At 57.1% G+C, this 18531-nt stretch carries 15 protein-coding genes and 2 pseudogenes; 7 read left to right on the top strand and 10 right to left on the bottom strand.

Going from position 1 to position 18531, the window contains the following annotated elements; genetic code table 11:
* The first annotated feature begins 94 nt into the window (after window positions 1-94).
* Window positions 95-695: pseudogene (locus tag EL199_RS10200) on the top strand (IS5/IS1182 family transposase).
* Between the two features lie 122 nt (window positions 696-817).
* On the opposite strand, the gene EL199_RS10195 reads toward EL199_RS10200, so the two are convergent.
* From EL199_RS10195 to rsmI, 4 genes are all read right to left on the bottom strand, one after another.
* Window positions 818-1465 carry a hypothetical protein gene (locus tag EL199_RS10195; protein WP_004141686.1) on the bottom strand — a complete coding sequence of 216 codons (648 nt, stop codon included), beginning with the start codon at window positions 1463-1465 and terminating at the stop codon, window positions 818-820.
* Window positions 1462-2490 (bottom strand): urease-associated protein, encoded by a 1029-nt coding sequence (locus EL199_RS10190; RefSeq protein ID WP_004141688.1) that lies wholly within the window; start codon window positions 2488-2490, stop codon window positions 1462-1464. The genes EL199_RS10195 and EL199_RS10190 overlap by 4 nt, the downstream gene beginning before the upstream one ends.
* A gap of 129 nt (window positions 2491-2619) precedes the next feature.
* A complete protein-coding gene (clpB, locus tag EL199_RS10185) occupies window positions 2620-5190 on the bottom strand; it encodes an ATP-dependent chaperone ClpB (protein ID WP_004141690.1) in 2571 nt (856 codons plus the stop codon).
* Window positions 5191-5271: 81 nt separating this feature from the next.
* On the bottom strand, window positions 5272-6111 hold the full coding sequence (gene rsmI, locus EL199_RS10180) for a 16S rRNA (cytidine(1402)-2'-O)-methyltransferase (RefSeq protein ID WP_040355507.1): 840 nt from the start codon (window positions 6109-6111) through the stop codon (window positions 5272-5274).
* Between the two features lie 10 nt (window positions 6112-6121).
* On the opposite strand from rsmI, the gene EL199_RS10175 reads away from it, so the two are divergent.
* The 3 genes and pseudogenes from EL199_RS10175 to EL199_RS13350 all read left to right on the top strand — a co-directional run bounded on the left by EL199_RS10175 (window position 6122) and on the right by EL199_RS13350 (window position 7416).
* The gene (locus EL199_RS10175; protein WP_004141694.1) at window positions 6122-6478 is read left to right on the top strand and encodes a YraN family protein; all 357 of its coding nucleotides are present in this window, start codon (window positions 6122-6124) and stop codon (window positions 6476-6478) included.
* 72 nt (window positions 6479-6550) lie between these two features.
* Entirely contained in the window at window positions 6551-6838 is a 288-nt protein-coding gene (gene hpf / locus EL199_RS10170; protein ID WP_040355508.1) for a ribosome hibernation-promoting factor, HPF/YfiA family, read from the top strand.
* Window positions 6838-7416, top strand: a pseudogene (locus EL199_RS13350) (ClbS/DfsB family four-helix bundle protein). The gene hpf and the pseudogene EL199_RS13350 overlap by 1 nt, the downstream one beginning before the upstream one ends.
* A gap of 39 nt (window positions 7417-7455) precedes the next feature.
* Here the strand turns inward: EL199_RS13350 and EL199_RS10160 are convergent.
* The 6 genes from EL199_RS10160 to EL199_RS10135 all read right to left on the bottom strand — a co-directional run bounded on the left by EL199_RS10160 (window position 7456) and on the right by EL199_RS10135 (window position 13548).
* On the bottom strand, window positions 7456-8754 hold the full coding sequence (locus tag EL199_RS10160) for a DUF819 family protein (protein WP_004141702.1): 1299 nt from the start codon (window positions 8752-8754) through the stop codon (window positions 7456-7458).
* 166 nt (window positions 8755-8920) lie between these two features.
* A complete protein-coding gene (locus EL199_RS10155; protein WP_004141704.1) occupies window positions 8921-9871 on the bottom strand; it encodes a prohibitin family protein in 951 nt (316 codons plus the stop codon).
* A 69-nt stretch (window positions 9872-9940) separates the two neighbouring features.
* The gene (locus EL199_RS10150; RefSeq protein ID WP_126316073.1) at window positions 9941-10855 is read right to left on the bottom strand and encodes an OmpA family protein; all 915 of its coding nucleotides are present in this window, start codon (window positions 10853-10855) and stop codon (window positions 9941-9943) included.
* A 209-nt stretch (window positions 10856-11064) separates the two neighbouring features.
* Window positions 11065-11817, bottom strand: a complete 753-nt coding sequence (locus EL199_RS10145) for a methyltransferase domain-containing protein (RefSeq protein ID WP_004141713.1) — start codon at window positions 11815-11817, stop codon at window positions 11065-11067.
* Window positions 11810-12892: a tRNA preQ1(34) S-adenosylmethionine ribosyltransferase-isomerase QueA gene (gene queA / locus EL199_RS10140; protein WP_126316072.1), complete on the bottom strand. Its 1083-nt coding sequence runs from the start codon at window positions 12890-12892 to the stop codon at window positions 11810-11812. Before queA ends, EL199_RS10145 begins: the two co-directional genes overlap by 8 nt.
* Window positions 12847-13548: a GMP synthase gene (locus tag EL199_RS10135; protein ID WP_004141715.1), complete on the bottom strand. Its 702-nt coding sequence runs from the start codon at window positions 13546-13548 to the stop codon at window positions 12847-12849. Before EL199_RS10135 ends, queA begins: the two co-directional genes overlap by 46 nt.
* Before the next feature lie 169 nt (window positions 13549-13717).
* Between EL199_RS10135 and EL199_RS10130 the strand changes: the two genes are divergently transcribed.
* The 3 genes from EL199_RS10130 to EL199_RS10120 are packed head-to-tail and all read left to right on the top strand — an operon-like array spanning window position 13718 to window position 18363.
* Window positions 13718-15178, top strand: a complete 1461-nt coding sequence (locus EL199_RS10130; RefSeq protein WP_004141716.1) for a Wadjet anti-phage system protein JetA family protein — start codon at window positions 13718-13720, stop codon at window positions 15176-15178.
* Window positions 15175-15528, top strand: a complete 354-nt coding sequence (locus EL199_RS10125) for a DUF4194 domain-containing protein (protein ID WP_004141717.1) — start codon at window positions 15175-15177, stop codon at window positions 15526-15528. The genes EL199_RS10130 and EL199_RS10125 overlap by 4 nt, the downstream gene beginning before the upstream one ends.
* Window positions 15529-15561: 33 nt before the next feature.
* On the top strand, window positions 15562-18363 hold the full coding sequence (locus EL199_RS10120; protein ID WP_004141718.1) for a class I SAM-dependent DNA methyltransferase: 2802 nt from the start codon (window positions 15562-15564) through the stop codon (window positions 18361-18363).
* Window positions 18364-18531: the final 168 nt, after the last annotated feature.

The following is an 18531-nucleotide window of genomic DNA, read 5'->3' as shown; positions in this document are numbered from 1 at the left end:
CTAGCGTTATTTCAGGGGCGATGCACGATGGATGTTGCGGGGTGCGCCTTAGAGACTGTTCAAAATCTCAGCAAGATATTGAGAAAATAACCGGATGAGAAAAACATATCCCAGAAACATCAACCGCGAACAGTTCGAACACATTCGCACATTATCTAGAGCGAACCCCGTGAGAGTGGCAGTCTGCTTGAGCAGGTATAAAAAATCTGGTCAGTGCAACACGAGAAAAAGCGGAGCGTCAAGCCGCGACGAGCTTCCTGATAATAGACGTACAAAGCGTTAAAGGAGCACAGTGCGCAGGAGAAAGGCTATGATATGGACGAAGGTACTGCATCAAACAGCATATGCGGTATATACGTAGGGTTTGTCGTACGCAATAGATGTAGGTGACCACGTAGGTGCTTTGGTAATGTCGCAAGAGAACAAGGAAAATCTGACGGAAATTAAAGATGTTGTTATGCGATAGGATATACGGACAAACCGTTTGCCGAAGGGGGTGCAGCGCTGAGCAGGGGGAGTTCGAAGTGCAGATAGGCAAATGCAGCTAGCTGCATAAGTTCAAGGGGATGCCAAAATGCTGTGTAGTGGAACGCAGTTTTGCCTAGCTGGAGAAGAACCGGCGACTATGGAAGAACTACGAGCGAAAGCTCAATACCAGCTTGCAATTTATATGCTTGGCATTCTTAAGCTTGTGACTCAAAAAATTTCGAACCGGCTCTTAGATGAGCCTTGGTTTTGGGAGGACGGTATATATGATGAGAGTCTTGCAGAAAATTATGTGCGCCGTTGCGCTGGTGGAGCGTTTATAAGATCATGATTATGATTTTTCTTCAAACTCTTTCATGATTTTCTCACGGATATCATCATCGGTATTTTCATAAATCCATGTCCAATATTTCTTACCCAGTTCACTTATATCAGCATGTTTGGGTAATTCCATAAACAGAATAGAGAGCAAAAACAACTGCTCTGATGTGTATTTCTCTATCAATGAAGGGAAGAAATCTTTAATTGGATCAATATATCCATCATATGTTTCATAAGGTTTTTTGGGATCCAAGTGATTCAAAATAGAATAAGAGGCTCGCGGTGGGGAAGATTTATCATTAAAGCCTGCTACCGTACACATGTAAAGCAGTCCGGTTAAAAGAAAGCGGACATTATTCTCATTTTCTTCGCTGCAGATTTTTGGATAATTATTTATTTCTCTGTAATATTCAGCTGGTATCGTTAAGGAGTAAAAAAACATACGTATCATATGGTCTATCCAAAAAGCATCAGAATCATTCCAGACGTCAAGCCAGGTTCTGTCATTAAACATATACATGATATCTACATCATGGGCGGCGCCGCACATGGCAACTTCATCTTCTGTCAGGCTATGTAATTTTTCATTACTTGGAAAATATTTCTTTATGACTTTTTCTATAGATGATATTTGATTGAATGGGGCTATATTTTTCATCGATAATTCCGTCTATTTTGTAATATTTTGAAGCAGTCGGTATAGGATTCCCAATAGTTACTTGCTTCTTTTCTATGATTTTCGTCCCCACCGGCAAAGCATTTATTGTTAATTGTGGTGCGCGCAAGGGCGCATTGTTGTAAAAACTTAGTACGACGACCTATTTCTTCATCTGACAAAAACCTTGAGCAACTAATTGGTCCTGACTCGGAACAATTTTTTTTCTTTATTGCTTCCAGCTCGTTGAATTCTTTCGGCGTACAGTTCCCTCCATATTTTCTCCCAGAATGATGCGCTTGGCTTAAGGCGATCGCTGTTGGGCTGACTCTGTTCTGAGCGTTGGTTTTTTCTAGTGGTCTTTTGTTGCGTTCCCAGTTGGTCGCCAGCCATTGTAAGGTTGCTTGTGCATCTGCAATTTCCCCGATTGCCGCAATCGCTTCTGGCTGCCCGGCTTGCGCGTTTTTAAAGACTTGATCTGCCAATTGGTCGAACGTGAGCGTTTCCTCTTCTTGGTGCATTCGGATAAATCCGTAGCCGTTATTGCATTTTACATACGCATATCCTAAATGGGTATAGTCCCTAACTATAGGACCGCCACCACCGCCCCATCCATGCGGTTTTGCACATTCATAGCGTCCAACAGTCGCAACATTGCCTACTATTTCTCTATCATGATCCGTCCATAATCCCGTGTTTTTTGTAATCTTGACACGATTATTTTCCGGATCCATCACATAATCCACCAGACCCACTAATCCTTTTATGGCTAACCCTACTATAGCAAGCAAACCGGTTCGCCCTACAAATTTGGTGATGTTAGCGATATTAGGTGTGATTTTGACAGTACTTCTATAAGATCCGTTGGCAGTATGTTTGATGCCTGTATAAATGCTTGTTGCACCTACTCTTGATATTCCCTCAAGTGCCCAATCATTGGCTACGTCTGTATTTGCAGATAGGTGAAGCGGGTTGATTAAAAATGCCAGTGATAGCAGTATTAAAATGGCTTTACGATAAGTGTTCATCCTGATTCCCTGTAAATGAAGGTGTTCTTGTCCATTGTACTACAGAATATTTTAAAAGACGCTATTTTTGGCATTGTAACCGCTAAATATAAACCCGCCTTGCGGCGGGTTTTCTTGTGGGCGGATAAATCAGGCGCGGAAGGTAAAGCCTTCGCCGTCTTTATAGTCCACATGCACGGTGCTGCCGGGGAGGAAGTCGCCGGCGAGGATGCGCTGTGCCAGCGGGTTTTCCAGATGGGTCTGGATGGCGCGTTTCAGCGGGCGCGCGCCGAATACCGGGTCGTAGCCGACTTCCACCAGTTGCGCCAGCGCTGCCGGGCTGATCTCCAGTCCCAGTTCGCGTTCGGCGAGGCGTTTGCGCAGGCGTGCCAGCTGGATGGTGGCGATGCCCTGCATGTGCTCTTTGCCGAGTGCGTGGAAGACTACGGTTTCGTCGATGCGGTTGATGAATTCCGGGCGGAAGTGCGCGCTGACGATTTCCATCACCGCCAGTTTCATCGCCTCGTAGTCGTCGTAGTTCATTTCCTGGATGAGGTGCGAGCCGAGGTTGGAGGTCATGATGATGACGGTGTTGCGGAAATCCACGGTGCGCCCCTGGCCATCGGTAAGGCGGCCGTCGTCCAGCACTTGCAGCAGGACGTTGAAGACGTCGGCGTGCGCTTTTTCGATTTCGTCGAACAGGACTACCGAGTACGGGCGGCGGCGCACGGCTTCGGTGAGGTAACCGCCCTGGTCGTAGCCGACGTAGCCGGGGGGCGCGCCAATCAGGCGGGCAACGCTGTGTTTTTCCATGAATTCGCTCATGTCGATGCGCACCATGGCTTCGTCGCTGTCAAAGAGGAAGGCGGCGAGGGTGCGGCACAGTTCGGTTTTGCCGACGCCGGTGGGCCCGAGGAAGAGGAACGAGCCGATGGGGCGGTTCGGGTCGGAGAGGCCTGCGCGGTTACGGCGGATGGCGTTTGCCACCGCTTCTACCGCCGTTTCTTGTCCGACAACGCGCGCGCCGAGTGCGCTTTCCAGCGCCAGCAGTTTTTCTTTTTCGCTTTCGAGCATTTTGGCGACGGGGATGCCCGTCCAGCGCGAGACGATTTGCGCGATTTCTTCTTCGGTGACTTCGCTGCGCACCAAGGTGTGCTGCGGCTTGGCGGCGGCGGTTTCGCTGTGCGCCAGTTGTTTTTCCAGCGCCGGTATTTTGCCGTACTGGATTTCGCTCATCGCCGCGTAGTCGCCACGCCGTTTCGCCGCTTCCAGCTCCACCCGCAGGCGGTCGATTTCTTCTTTGATGCCGGCGCTGCCCTGAATGGTCGCTTTTTCTGCCTGCCAGACTTCTTCGAGGTCGGCGTATTCTTTTTCCAGTTTGTCGATTTCGTCTTGCAGGTCGGCGAGGCGTTTTTTCGAGGCGTCGTCGTGTTCTTTTTCCAGCGCCAACCGCTCCATTTTGAGCTGGATGAGGCGGCGGTCGATGCGGTCCATCGTCTCCGGTTTGCTATCGAGCTCCATGCGGATTTGCGCAGCAGCTTCGTCGATGAGGTCGATGGCTTTGTCCGGCAGCTGGCGGTTGGTGATGTAGCGGTTGGAAAGGACGGCAGCGGCGACCAGCGCGGGGTCGGTAATGTCGATGCCGTGGTGCACTTCGTAGCGCTCTTGCAGGCCGCGCAGGATGGCGATGGTGTCTTCCACCGTCGGCTCTTCCACCATCACTTTTTGGAAACGGCGCTCCAGCGCGGCGTCTTTTTCCATGTATTGGCGGTATTCGTCCAGCGTCGTTGCGCCGATGCAGTGCAGTTCGCCGCGCGCCAGGGCGGGTTTGAGCATATTGCCGGCGTCCATTGAGCCTTCGGTTTTGCCCGCGCCGACCATGGTGTGAATTTCGTCGATGAAAAGGATGATTTGTCCGTTGGCTTTTTCGATGTCGGTCAGCACCGCTTTCAGCCGCTCTTCAAATTCGCCGCGGTATTTGGTGCCCGCGAGCAGCGCGGCAAGATCCAGCGAGAGCAGGCGCTTGCCTTTCAGGCTTTCCGGCACTTCGCCATTGACGATGCGCTGCGCCAAGCCTTCCACGATGGCGGTTTTGCCCACCCCCGGCTCGCCGATGAGGACGGGGTTGTTTTTGTTGCGCCGTTGCAGGATTTGCATGGCACGGCGGATTTCTTCGTCGCGGCCAATCACCGGGTCAATCTTGCCCTGCTCGGCGCGCGCGGTGACGTCAATGGTGTATTTTTTCAGCGCCTCGCGTTTGTCTTCGGCGGCTTCGTCGGTGACGGGTTCGCCGCCGCGCAGTTGGTCGATGATTTGTTGCAGCTTGGCTTTCTGCACGCCCGCCGCTTTCAGCGCCTTGCCGAGCGCGCCGGAATCTTCGCAGGCGGCGAGCAGGAACAGTTCGGAGGAGATGAATTTGTCGCCGTTTTGCTGCGCGTATTTGTCGCAGAGATTCAAGAGGCGCGAGGTGTCGGGCGAGATGTTCACCTGGCCGGTGGCGTTCGCCACGCGCGGCAAGTCATTGACGATTTGCTCGACTTGCGCGCGCAAGGTGCCGACGTCCGCACCCGCTTGGCGCAGGATGGATGCCGCCGCGCCGCCTTCCTGCCGCAAGAGGGCGAGAAAGACGTGCGCCGGTTCGATGTAATTGCTGTCCTTGCCGACGGCAATGGACTGCGCGGTTTGCAGCGCTTCCTGGAAGCGCGAGGTAAAGGCTTGCATGGTTTTTCCTCTGGTTGAAAATGGATAACGCCGATGTGCGGGTCAGAAAACCAAAATCAAGCGGTTTTTGTGAAGAAATGGTTAACGCGGGCGGTTTGCCTGATTATCCAGCAAATATTGGTAGACCGCCTTCTTGTTCGCGCCGGTGTGTTTGGCAACCAGCGCGGCGGTATCTTTCGCCGACAGCCCCGCTGCGCGCAAATCCTCGGCCAGCGGTTGCCAGTCGGCGGCTTCCTGTGCTGCCGCCGCTTCCAGCAGCAGCACGAACTCGCCGCGCTGGCGGTTGTCATCTTCTGCAAGCCACGCGGGGGCGCTGGCGACGGTTAGCAGGGCAATCTGCTCGAACTGCTTGGTCAGCTCGCGCGCGACCAACAGGCGGCGTGCGCCGTCAAAAATTTCCGCCATCGCCGCCAGCGATTCGGCAATGCGGTGCGGCGTTTCAAAAAAAATCGTCGTCTGCGCCGCCGCGGCAAATTCCGCGAAAAAGCGCTGCCGTTCGCCCGCTTTCGCCGGAATGAAGCCCGCGAACTGGAAACGGTCGGCAGGCAGGCCGCTTGCCGACAGCGCCGCCATCACGCTGCTCGCCCCCGGCACCGGGCAGATGCGGATGCCCGCCTCATGCGCGAGGCGCGTCAGCAGTGCGCCGGGGTCGGAGACGAGCGGCGTGCCGGCATCGCTCACCAGCGCCACATTCGCGCCTTCCTGCAAACGCTGCAACAGCGCCTGCGCCGCGCCGCGTTCATTGTGCTGATGCAGCGGCAAAAGCGGGCGGTCGATGCCGTAAGCGTCCAGCAGGCGGCGGCTGTGGCGCGTATCCTCGCAGGCTATAATGTCCGCCGCCGCAAGCACCGCGAGCGCGCGCCGGCTCACATCTTCCAGATTACCAATCGGCGTCGCCACCACAAACAACACACCACTCATCAAACACCTCATGTTCTTCAAAAAACTCGCGCCGCATCTCTTGCGCGGCCAGGCGGGCGAACGCCGCGCTGCCGCTTACCTCAAGGCGCAGGGGCTTTCCATTGTAGCGAACAACATCCGCTCCCGTTACGGCGAAATCGACCTCATCGCCCGCGATGGCGCGGTATTGGTATTCGTCGAAGTGCGCTCGCGCCGCGCAGGCAGCCAGGTCAGCGCCGCCGCCAGCATCACGCCCGGCAAACAGGCGAAAATCCGCAAAACCGCGCTTGCTTATTTACAGCAACACCACCCGCAGCCGCCGGATTGCCGCTTTGATGCCATTTGCATTGACGGTACGCAAATCACGTGGCTCAAAGGAATTTTCTGAAATACTTGCAGGGGCGGGGGCGATTTGCTACGGTACGAATCGCCCATTAACCCAAGCAAAAAGGAGTGGATGATGAACTACAACATCACCGGCAAACATCTCGATATCAGCGATGCAGTTCGGAGTTATGTAGAAGAAAAACTCGGCAAACTGGAAATACAGCAAATTACCAGTGCGCAAATCACCCTGCGCGCCGAAAACCATCTGAAATTTGCCGAAGCGACGCTGCACCTCGCCTCCGGCAAAACCATTCACGGCGACGCCTCGCACGAAGACATGTACGCCGCTATTGATTTATTGGCAGACGTGCTGGACAAGCAGATTCGCAAGCACAAGGAAAAAATCAGCGAGCATCGCTAATGCTTGAAACTGGTGAAAAAAGACCCCGCTCTGGCGGGGTCTTAACGTATCAGGAAATAAATATGCAAACTTACGCCCATAAAGCTGCGCTTATCACCGAAATCGAATTACACGCCAAGCGCTTTTGCGATGAATTTCAAACGGTCGCTGAAGCTGACAAGGATTTGTTATTAGAAGGTGTAGAGAGAACACCCGCACAAATGCTTGCCTATCAAATCGGCTGGATGCAGCTGATTCAGCAATGGGAAGCGGCGAACCGGCAAGGAAAAAGCGTGATTACCCCACATCCTGATTACAAATGGAATCAGCTTGGCGGACTCTATCAATATTTTTACCGGACTTATGCCTAGCAATCATTAAGCGCATTACAAAAACAATTTACAGAAAACGTCACGGCTATCGTTGCCCTCATTGACGCACTGGACGAAGAAACTTTGTTTACACCGGGCAAACGGCAATGGGCATCTTCTACACCCGCGAATTGGCCAGTATGGAAATGGCTGCATATCAATACCGCCGCGCCATTTAAAACCTTCCGCAGTAAAATCCGTAAATGGAAAAGGTTGCGTGCGCCATAAGAAAACCGCCCCTCGGGGCGGTTTTCTTTTTCGGACGATTTAACCGCCAACAATCAGGCGCATCATCTCGCCGGTGAGATAGCCGCCAGCGGTGCCGATGGCATAGCCCAAAATGGCGAGCAGCACGCCGACCGGAGCAAGCGACGGGTGGAAAGCAGCCGCAACCACCGGTGCAGAGGCCGCGCCGCCGATATTTGCCTTGGAGCCGACGGCGAGGAAGAAGCTCGGTGCGCGGATGATTTTCGCGACGATGAAGATAAAGGCGATGTGGAAGAGCATCCAGACCACGCCGACCATGATGACGCCGAAGTTGTCGAAGATTTTGTCCAGCTCCATCTGCATGCCGATCGAGCCGACGAGGATGTAGATGAAGACGGAGCCGAGGCGCGAGCCGCCCGCGTGTTCCAGTTCACGCGCGCGGGTGAAGGAAAAGAGGATGCCGAAAACGGTGGCGAGCATCACCAGCCAGAGGAAGGCGCTGTTCAGGCTGTAGCTTTTCGCCCACGGGAACTGCTTGAACCAGGCGGCGATGTGGTCGCCAAAGAAATGGCTGGCGCCGACCACGGCGAAGGCGATGCCGAGGATAATCATCAAATCGGCGAGCGACGGAATGCGCTCGTTCTCGCGCGCGTATTTCTCGACGGTGTGTTTCAGCGTGTCAATGGCGCTGGTGTCCGCTTTCAGCCAGCGGTCCACGCTTTCCGCCTTTTTCGCCATGAACAGCAGGCCGATCATCCAGAACTCGGCGACGATAACGTCCACCACGACCATCGTGCCAAAGAGGGTGTCATTGACGTGATACAACTCTTTCATCGCCGTCTGGTTGGCGCCGCCGCCAATCCAGCTGCCGGCGACGGTGGAAAAACCTTTCCACAAATCGCCCGCGACCCATTCGGGGTTGATGATGCTGAAGAGCCAAACGGCAAACGGCCCGCCGAGCATAACGCCGACGGTGGCGGCGAAGAACATCGCCAGCGCTTTCCAGCCGAGGCCGATGATTTTTTGGATATCAATGGAGAGGGTGAGGAGGAACAGCGCCGCCGGCAGCAGATAGCGCGAGGCGATGTGGTAAATGTGGCTCGCGCTTTCTTCGCCGATGATGTGGAAGGTGCTGAGCAGCCCCGGCACGAAATAGCAGAGCAGCAGCGCCGGAATATGCGAATAAAATTTCGCCCAGAAACCGCTTTTGCGTGAACTGGTGTAAAAAATCAGGCCGAGCACGCCCATCAGCACGCCAAAAGAAACGGCGTCGCCGGTAATCAGCGGGGTGGGCGGCGGCGCGGGCATCTTCGCGAGGACTTGCTGCGCGCTGTCTAAAACGATGAAGGTCTCGTACATGGGATCTCCTGGGTTTCGGGGTTAAAAAAAGCCTGCGCAACCGAGGCGGAGCGAAGGAGCGCGTGTGCGCCGTCCTTGCGTCTCACGTCGTCTGTTGAACAGGCTGTGGGAGCGGCTATATTAAGCGAAGTTTGCCGTAGCGTTAATGTTTTTTCTGCGGGGCGGTTCAGGGGGTATCGGTGCGCGGTGCGGGCAGTTCCAGCATCGGCACGGTGCTGTTTGGCAGCATGGTTTGCGGCAGGATGCCGTTCCATTTTTCTGTCTGGATGAGGCGGATAATTTCCGGATTTTTGCGCAGCGCTTCGCCTTTGGTGTTGATGGAATCGGCTTCGGCTTTGGAGCGTAATTCGATGGCTTTCGCCTCCGCTTCTGCCGCCTTGATTTGCGCGTCCGCCTGGCCTTGGGCGCGGGTAGCGGCGATTTGCGCCTCGATGCGTTCGCGTTCGAGGTTTTGTTTGTAGCGCTCGACTTCTACTTCCGCCTTCATGCGGTCTTCGATGGTTTGTTCGTAGGCGTCGGAGAAATCGACGTTTTCAATCTGCACGCTTTCGATGCGCAGGTAGGGGTATTTGGCCAGTGCGCCGACGATGGCGTCGCGCGTTTTGTTGTTCAGCTCTTCGCGGTGCTGTACAGAGCGGATGGCGGTGAATTGGCCGAAGACGGTTTTGATTTCTTGTTTGACGATGGGGACGATGGCGAGTTCGTAGAGGTTGTCGATTTTGCCGAACTGGGTGTAGAGGTCTTCGACGCCGTCATCTGTGACGGCAAAGGTGACGGAGAGGGCGATTTGCGCCGGTTGCTGGTCGCTGGAGTAGGCGAAGATGTCTTTCATCGTACCGGTGGTGGTGCGGGTCGGTACGCGCACGACGCGGTCCACATACGGCCATTTGAAATGCAGGCCCGGATCGGCGACTTTGCTCACTTCGCCGTAATGGAGGACGACGCCGCGCTCGCCCTGGTCCACGGTGTACATGCTGCCGCCGGTCGTCATCAGCAGGATGAGGACGGCTACGGCGCTGATGATGAGGGTGACAAGCGGCGCTTTGCTTTTGCGCGGTGCGACAGGCGGGAGGTTGTCGTCGGTGACGGGCGGGGTGATGGTGTTCTTGATGTTCATGGGGCGTCCAGTGGCAGGGTTAAAAAAAGCGCTCTCGTTGTGGCGGAGCGCTTTTTCGATGGCAAGGGTTTAGTGCATGTTCTTGCCGTAGAGTTTGATTTCCACGCGACGGTTTGGTTGGTCGCAGGCGGCGCGGGCGCTGGCGTTACGCGGGTTGCGTTTGCGGCAGCCGGTGACGACCGGATCGTTTTCGCCGTGGCCACGGGCTTTCAGTGACGCAGCGGGGAAGCCGTTTTCGATCATGACGCGTTTGACGGTTTGCGCGCGGCGTTGTGACAGGCGCTGGTTGTATGCCGGTTTGCCTTCGGGGTCGGTGTAGCCGTCAATGTAAATCACGCTGGTCGCGTCGCGGTATTGCGCGGCGGCGGCCGCGATTTCTTGCAGTTGGCGTTTGCCTTCCGGCAGGATGCTGGCGTAGTCGGAGCGGTCAAATTTGAACAGCGCGGAGACGTCAATATTGTATTGCTGCACGAGTTCAGGTGAGCAGTTGCGGTTTTGTTCGAGGCGCGGCAGGGTGTGGGTTTGTTCGCGCAGTTGGCTGATTTCAGCGCTGGCGGTGCCGCGGTCAACCGCTTGCAGGGTCGGGCCGCCGCCGGTATCGACGACACGGAAGTAGCTGACGTGGCCTTGCGGCAGGTCGTAAAACTCGCCCGCGTTCGCCTTGATGCCGTAGGCGCGGTCACGACCAGTGTAGGCGGCGGCGAGGCGCTGGTTGTAGGGGCAGAGTTCGGCGTAGCGGTAGCCGCCGGGCAGGAGCGAGGCGAGGTATTCGCCGTTGACGTAGATGTTGGCTGCGCCGCCGCCACCGCCCGTGCGGTAGAACATCGCGCCAGCCCAGCCGGGATTCACGGCTTCGCTGCCGGGCGCGGGTGCGCCGAAGGTTTGCCAGCGCTCGGAGAGTCCTTGTTGGGCGCTGCTGGCGGCGCTGGCGCCGAGCAGGGCGGCAATCAGGACGACTTTCAGGGTTCGTAGGGTTTTTTGCATGTCCTTTTCCTCTTGTTTTTCCGGGGTCGCCCGCGTAAATCGGTGCAGACGGGTTCGCATCAAATCGCGTTTGGTAATTTTTTGTTCATTACTTCGCGGCAAGGGCAACTATAGCGACCTCACCTGTTTTTGTCAAAAATGCGTTTGCTGGCAAGTGTATGGAATGATTCTTTTATTCTGCATATAGCGCTTGACCGCTTCTGCGATGTTCATGTTTTGCGGCACAATTCGTGAATGTAGCGTGCGACCGGCAGATAGTCTTCGCTTGCCGACACCGCCAGTTCGCGCGCGACGATTTCGGCGTCATCGTGGCGGGCGCGGTCGTGCGGCTTCATGTAGTCATGAAAACAGCGGATGGCGGAGCGGCGCACGCGCGTGAATCCCAAATCGTCGAGCCAGGCGGCGACGCTTTCCGGTTCGCGCGGGTAATCGGGGGTGAGCTTCGCCGTTTTGCGGTAGGGACGCAGGCCGCGGTCAAGATAGTCGAAATTGCCGAAAACGTGCTGCGCGAAGACGAGCGCGCGGCGGTTGTAGTACATCAGCGAGAAATGTCCGCCCGCGCGCACCCGCGCCGCGCACGCCGCGAGCAGCGCCACGCCATCCTCGACCCATTCCAGCACGGCATGGCAGCAGACGAGGTCAAAGGTCGCGTCATTCAGGGCATCTGCCAGCTGAAAGGCGTCGGCATGGACGAAATCCACCGCCAAACCGAGCGTTTGTGCCGCCGCGCGCCCTTCGTCGAGCAGCACTTGCGAGCGGTCGGCAACCACCACTTCATGCCCTAAACTCGCATACCACAGCGCCATCTGTCCGGCGCCGCCGCCGACGTCCAGAATGCGCAACGGCGCGCCGGCGAGCAGCGGCGCCAGGTCGCGTTGCAACACAGCGAGGCGGATGCGGCCTTTCGTCGTCGCGTAAATATTTTTCAGGAAAACCGCGCCGATGCGGTCAAAATCAGACATCGAGGCGCGTCGGCAAAAACATCGCGTCGCCGTAGCTGAAAAAGCGGTAGCGCGCGGCGATGGCGTGCTGATAGGCGGCGCGGATGTTGGCGTAACCGGCAAAGGCGCTGACCAGCATCAGCAGCGTGGATTCCGGCAGATGGAAATTGGTAAGCAGCGCATCGACGACGCGGAAACGGTAACCCGGCGTGATGAACAGATTGGTATCGCCGCTAAACGGCGCCAGTTCGCCGCCCTCCGCCGCCGACTCCAGCGCACGCAGACTGGTAGTGCCGATGGCGACCACCCGCCCGCCGCGCGCACGGCAAGCCGCGACCGCATCAACCACGTCTTGCCCCACCTGTAACCATTCCTCGTGCATGATGTGCTCGGCGAGGTTTTCGTGGCGCACTGGTTGGAACGTCCCCGCGCCAACGTGCAGCGTCACCTCTGCCATCTTCACGCCGCGCAGGCGGATGGCGGCGAGCAAGGCCTCGTCAAAATGCAGTCCGGCGGTGGGGGCGGCGACCGCGCCGCTGTGCTTGGCAAACACCGTCTGATAGCGCTGCTTGTCGCTCTCCAGCGCCGCCCGCTCCAGATACGGCGGAATCGGCATCTCGCCCTGCGCCGCCAGCAGCTCCGCCCACGGCGTCTCGCTATACAGGGCAAACAGCGCCTCATGCCGCCCGGTCACGCGCAATTCCGCCGAGCCAATGCGAATCACCCCGCCAACCTTCGGCGATTTCGAGGCGCGCACATAAGCATTCGCCTCATGCGCGCTCTTCAGGCGCTCCAGCAAAATCTCGACGCGGCCGCCGCTTTCCTTCTGCCCGAACAGCCGCGCAGGTAACACCCGCGTGTTGTTGAACACCAGCAAATCATCGGGCTCGAGCAAATCCGGCAAATCGCGCACCATGCGGTCGGCAAGCGCGACCTCATCCACTGATACCGCCCGCGCCAGCAAGAGCCGCGCCGCGCTGCGCTCGGCGAGCGGGAAGCGGGCGATTAACTCGTCCGGCAACTCATACATAAAATCCGATTTGCGCCACATCACGCCGCTCCCTTCAACCAAAACGCCAAAAACCCTTGCAGCCATGCGCCGATTTCCTCGCAATGCCGCTCTTGATAGAGCCATTGCGAGGTGACTGTCTGCGCGCCGGGGCTTGCCAGCTCCTCGCTGTCGCGCGTGTGCCAATAACGAATCTGCTCAATCGTCGCCTCCGGGTGAAACTGAAAACCGAACGCCTGCCCGCCCAAGGAAAACGCCTGATTGGGAAAAGCATCGCTCGCCGCCAGTTTCACCGCGCCATCCGGCAGGGTAAAACCCTCGTTATGCCACTGAAAAAAGCGCTCCGGCATCTCGGCAAAAATCGAATTAAAGCCGTCCACCGTCGGATAGAGCGGATAAAAACCAATCTCGACAATATGCTCGGCGTGGCGGGTAATCTTGCCGCCATAAGCCATCGCGAGCAGCTGCGCGCCCAGACAAATGCCCAGAAACGGCTTGCCCGCGTCCACAATGCCGCGAATCCATAGCAGCTCCGAAAGCAGCGGCGGCAGGGCCGGACAATCATTGGCGCTCATCTTGCCGCCGAAAACAATCGCCGCGTCAAAAGTATCCGCCTCCGGCAAAGGGTCGCCAGCGAGCGGACACAACACGCGGAAATCGACCTCCGGCTGTTCGTCCAAAAACTTCCCGATCAAACCGGTCGAACCGGCGGGATTATGCAGAATCGCCACAATACGCAGCATGAAAGCCTCTGATGATGAATGAATTTAAGAGAAGAAAGCGCGCTAATGTAGCGCAAAACGCGGGCGGGTCAAGCGGCGGCCGTCTGCGCCCTGGGCGCTTAAGATTTGTGCTATGTTTCTCTGAGTTATGAATCCGTTTTGACGTAATCATTCCAGGAGGAGGGTACTCATGATGCTTGACGAGACGAACAGCGCAATCACGCAGCTGACGGCACGCAGTCCATCCCTGTTCAAGCGCCTGCCGGAGCGGATTTTTGCCCCGCTGGCGTCTGCTAATCGTGGGCAATATTGGCATCTGCTTTGTGCCCTCTACGACAAACGTTTCGGCCCGGACGCGCCGTTGCCGCCAGGCAGCGGCTTTTTAATGCGCGAGATTACCCATGACATTGCCGAAGAAATGCAGCATCAGGAATGGGTATTGGAGGAATTCGAGGCGACGCCGTCAACCCCACTCGCCAACCGCGCCAATGCAGTATTTAACCGCCTGCGTGACAGCGGCTGGCTGCGGGTTGAGCGCTTGGGCGTGCGGGACATGGTGACCATGCCGCCCGCGGTCGCTCATTTCATGAACCGCCTCATCGAATTTGCCCATACCGGACCGGAGTTTGTCTCCGGCAAAATCCGCAGTATTGAGGCGAACCTGAAATTGCTATTGCACGAAAACGCCGACGGTGCCTCCTTGCAGGAAGCTGCCAGACAGTCGCGCGCGCTGTTGGAGCATATCCGCATCGCCAGCACCAATGTGCGCGACCTGATGCGTGAAATCGGCGATATTGAAGCGACGAGTGAGTTTGTGCGCCGTTTCTTTGATGATTACGTCGAACGCATTTTTATCGCCGATTACAAAGAATTGCGCACACGCGAACACCCGCTGGCGCGGCGGCAGGAAATCCTCCGCCTGCTGGGTTATATCCGGCAGACAGCGCTGCGCGAACGTCTGCTGCGCTGGTATCAGGAAAAACAGGCGGCGGGTAATGCGGCACGCGCTGAAGCGCTATTTGAACGCGATTTGCAAAAGATTGAAGAATTGCAGCGCATTGACGAATACCTTAACCGCCTCGATGACGAAATCCGCCGCGCCAACCGGCAAGCACTCGCCTATCTCGATTACCGCCTGCGCGCTACGCAACCGCTGGGGCAAATGATTCATGATGCCGTCGCAGCGGTCATTAAACACGGTGAAAAAGCGGCTGCCTGCACGCCGTTTGCCTGTGGCAATGCCATCAGCGGCGAGCGCCTCGCCCGCCCCCGTCAGCAAAACTACCAGGCGCCGCCGGGCAAACTGCGCACACAGACGATATCTCCGGAACGGGCGGCCTATGCCCGGCTGGTCTTACAGGCACGCAACCGGCGCGTGATGACATTCCCCAAACTCGCCGCCTTCGTCCGCATGCAGCTTGCCGGACGCGATGCCATGACCAGCGCTGAATTGCCTACTGACAGCATTGAAGCGGTGCGCGCCTTGCAGATGCTCTGCACCCTTGCCACCGAGCACGCAGGCAGACCCCGCCCGCTACCCGGCGGTTTTATCATCCGGCGCGATGGCAAAGACGAACAGCCGTCGCCCACCATCTCGCACATCCCTTTTAGCCTGATCCGTTTGCGCGCCAGCAAGGAGGACAAAACATGAGTTTCTGGGAAAACGCCGTCGCGAGCGCGGACGGCATGACGGAAGACGATTTCGAACAGGCAGCGAGCCGCCTCATCACCGAACAGGTGCTGTATGCGGCAGATTACCGCAGCAAAGTGGCTTATGCCCTCATCCGCGATTTTGAGCGCGAATTCCGCCGCGCCCTCGAACCGCTGGGTTACCGCCTGCACATCAACGGCCAACTGCGCTACGCCTGCGCCATTCCGCGCCACAGCCGCAATGCGGTGGCAAGCGTTAAGCAAACCCTGCTCGCGCTGGTGCTACGGCAAAGCCACACCGCAAAACGCGCCGCCATGCGGACAGTTGGCAGCCCCCGGTACCAACCATAAAATGCGCGCCGCCTGCAAACACCCGGAAAAACCGTGACCGCCTACACCTACGAACACAAATACCGCCTTGCCCAACAATTTGCCGCCCGCTGGCGGCACGAAACCCGCGAAGAAGCCGAAGCCAAAACCTTCTGGGACGAATTTTTCCGTATCTTCAACCTTGACCGCTACAAAACTGCCAGCCTCGAATACGCCATCCGCCATCGCCAGCAAAAAACCACCAAATTTGCCGACGTCTTCTGGGCAGGACGCCTCCTTTGCGAACACAAATCCGCCCACAAAGACCTCGACAAAGCCTACGCGCAGGCGGCGGGATATGTAGACGAAATCCGCCGCGAAAACCCGGACGACGTACCGCGTTACCTCATCATTTGCGACTTTGCCCGTATGCGCCTCTACGATCTGCAAGCGGGCAGCCGCCTCGATTTCCCGCTGGAAGACCTGCCGGAGCAAATCAAAAACCGCAACTTTGACTTCATGGACGGCATCAGCCGCGACCTCAAAGCCGCCGAAGAACAGGCCAACATCGATGCCGCCAATGCCGTGGGCAAACTCTACCGCGCCTTCCGTGCCGACAATGCCTACGACGAACACCGCCTCAAACAATTCCTCATCCGCCTGTTGTTCTGTTTCTTTGCCGACGACACCCTGATATTCACTAAAAACCAGTTTGAAGACTATCTGGAAAAACACACCCGCGCCGACGGCTCCGACACTGGCAGCGTACTCAACCAAATATACCGCGTGCTCAATACCCCGGAAACGCGGCGACCGCAGGGCATGAACGCCGAACTCAAAGCCTTTCCCTACGTCAATGGCCGCCTCTTTGCCGATGCCCCGGAAGAACTCTACTTTGACGCCGCCTTGCGCGACAACCTGCTCGCCTGCTCGCGGCGCGACTGGGCAAAAATCAGCCCGGAAATCTTCGGCAGCCTCTTCCAGAGCGTGATGGACAACAGTGAGCGCCGTGCTTCCGGTGCGCACTACACCGAAGAAGCCAACATCCTCAAAGTCATCAACAGCCTCTTCATGGACGGCCTGCGCGCCGAATTTGCAGTCGCCTGCAAAACGCGCGGCAAAGGCAACCGCAAAAAAGCCATTGATGACTTCCACCAAAAAATTGCCAGTCTGCGCTTCCTCGACCCCGCCTGCGGCTGCGGCAATTTTCTCGTCGTCGCCTACCGCGAACTTCGCCGCCTCGAAGACGAAATCATCGGCGAGCTTTACGGCGAAAACCAGCTTTTAGACATCGCCACCATGCAGCGCGTCCACATCGGCCAATTCCACGGCATCGAGCTCGACGAATACCCCGCGCAAATCGCCAAAGTCGCCATGTGGCTCACCGACCACCAATGCAACCTCGCCACCGCCGCACGCTTCGGCGAAACCCGTCCCACCATCCCGCTTGCCGACAGCGCCGAAATCATCAACGCCAACGCCCTCACCACCGAATGGCCGCAAGCCGACTATATCTTCGGCAATCCGCCGTTTATCGGCCACCAATGGCGCAGCACCGCGCAGCAAGCCGATGTAGAAGCCGTGTTCCCCAAAAACGGCAAATTCGGCAAGATGGATTACGTTGCCGCGTGGTATGTAAAAGCCGCCGAACGCATGGCCGCGCAGCCGCATATCCAAACCGCCTTTGTCTCCACCAACTCCATCTGCCAGGGCGAGCAGGCGGGCATCCTGTGGGCATGGCTGTTTGCGCAAGGCTTCAAAATCCGCTTCGCGCACCGCACCTTCCAATGGACATCCGCCGCCAAAGGCAAAGCCGCCGTGCATTGCATCATCGTCGGCTTCGGCAGGCCGTCTGAAACCAACAGCGCCCCGCGCCTTTTGTTTGACTATCCCGACATCAAAGGGCAGCCTGAAAAGCATGAAGTCGCCAACATCAACCAATACCTCACCGCAGGCGCAAGCGTGATTATTCCTTCGCGCGCCAACCCGCCCGCAGGTATGGCGAAAATGACCCAAGGCAGCAAACCTGTGGACGGCGGCCACCTGCTCTTGAACGCCGCCGAACACCAAACCCTGCTTGCCGCCCATCCCGACCTTGCCCCCTTCGTCAAACCCTTTATCGGCGCGGAAGAACTGATTAACGGCAAACAGCGCTGGTGCCTGTGGTTTGCCAACAGCAGCGCCGCCGAACGCGCCCGCTTTCTCAAATATCCCGAAATCAAGGCGCGCATCGAAGGCGTCAAAGCCACACGCCAAAAAAGCCCCACCGCCAGCGTGCGCGAACTGGCAAACGAACCGTTCCTGTTTACCCAAAACAGGCAGCCTGAAAAAACCTATATCGCCGTGCCCGAAGTATCGTCCGAAACACGCCGCTATATCCCGATAGATTTTTTGACCACCGATACCGTCGCCAGCAACAAGATTTACATGATTCCCGATGCCGACTTGTACCTCTTCGGCGTATTGAACAGCGAAATGCACATGGACTGGATGCGCACTATGGCAGGCCGTCTGAAAAGCGATTACAGCTACTCGCCCAACGTGTACCACAGCTTCCCCTTCCCCCAAACCGATGAAAAACAGCGCGAAACCGTCGCCCGCCTCGCGCAAAAAGTGCTGGACGCACGCGCCGCCGAACGCCAAACCGACCCCGCCGCCACCCTCGCCGCCCTCTACCACCCCGACACCATGCCCGCCGCGCTCAAAAAAGCGCACCGCGCCCTGGATAAAGCCGTGGAAAAACTCTACCGCGCCGTGCCGTTTTCCGGCGAAGCCGAACGCATCGGCTACCTCTTTGACCAATACCAGGCACGGCAGACAGAAGCAGAACACAGGAAAAAACTGCCTCGCAGAAAGCGACGCGCCGACACCACCTGATAGAACGCGCCTGCCGACGAAGCGCTGCGCCTCGCCCCGCTGTTTACCAACAACGAACGCTACCAGTTCCGCGCACAAGAACGGCCGGAAACCGCGGCACTGCTAAAATTCATCAAGGACATCGCCCGCTACGGCCCCGACGAAGACCTCTTTGGCGATGCGGGCGCC

This window comes from Cardiobacterium hominis (assembly GCF_900637305.1).
In the GTDB taxonomy this organism is placed as follows: Bacteria; Pseudomonadota; Gammaproteobacteria; order Cardiobacteriales; family Cardiobacteriaceae; genus Cardiobacterium; species Cardiobacterium hominis.
This window is presented reverse-complemented; position numbering and strand designations above follow the sequence as displayed.

What these genes read in the sequence shown, in the direction of transcription:
- EL199_RS10195 (WP_004141686.1), bottom strand. Translation starts at nt 1,465, where the DNA reads ATGAAAAATATAGCCCCATTCAATCAAATATCATCTATAGAAAAAGTC.
- EL199_RS10190 (WP_004141688.1), bottom strand. Translation starts at nt 2,490, where the DNA reads ATGAACACTTATCGTAAAGCCATTTTAATACTGCTATCACTGGCATTT.
- clpB (WP_004141690.1), bottom strand. Translation starts at nt 5,190, where the DNA reads ATGCAAGCCTTTACCTCGCGCTTCCAGGAAGCGCTGCAAACCGCGCAG.
- rsmI (WP_040355507.1), bottom strand. Translation starts at nt 6,111, where the DNA reads ATGAGTGGTGTGTTGTTTGTGGTGGCGACGCCGATTGGTAATCTGGAA.
- EL199_RS10175 (WP_004141694.1), top strand. Translation starts at nt 6,122, where the DNA reads ATGTTCTTCAAAAAACTCGCGCCGCATCTCTTGCGCGGCCAGGCGGGC.
- hpf (WP_040355508.1), top strand. Translation starts at nt 6,551, where the DNA reads ATGAACTACAACATCACCGGCAAACATCTCGATATCAGCGATGCAGTT.
- EL199_RS10160 (WP_004141702.1), bottom strand. Translation starts at nt 8,754, where the DNA reads ATGTACGAGACCTTCATCGTTTTAGACAGCGCGCAGCAAGTCCTCGCG.
- EL199_RS10155 (WP_004141704.1), bottom strand. Translation starts at nt 9,871, where the DNA reads ATGAACATCAAGAACACCATCACCCCGCCCGTCACCGACGACAACCTC.
- EL199_RS10150 (WP_126316073.1), bottom strand. Translation starts at nt 10,855, where the DNA reads ATGCAAAAAACCCTACGAACCCTGAAAGTCGTCCTGATTGCCGCCCTG.
- EL199_RS10145 (WP_004141713.1), bottom strand. Translation starts at nt 11,817, where the DNA reads ATGTCTGATTTTGACCGCATCGGCGCGGTTTTCCTGAAAAATATTTAC.
- queA (WP_126316072.1), bottom strand. Translation starts at nt 12,892, where the DNA reads ATGGCTGCAAGGGTTTTTGGCGTTTTGGTTGAAGGGAGCGGCGTGATG.
- EL199_RS10135 (WP_004141715.1), bottom strand. Translation starts at nt 13,548, where the DNA reads ATGCTGCGTATTGTGGCGATTCTGCATAATCCCGCCGGTTCGACCGGT.
- EL199_RS10130 (WP_004141716.1), top strand. Translation starts at nt 13,718, where the DNA reads ATGATGCTTGACGAGACGAACAGCGCAATCACGCAGCTGACGGCACGC.
- EL199_RS10125 (WP_004141717.1), top strand. Translation starts at nt 15,175, where the DNA reads ATGAGTTTCTGGGAAAACGCCGTCGCGAGCGCGGACGGCATGACGGAA.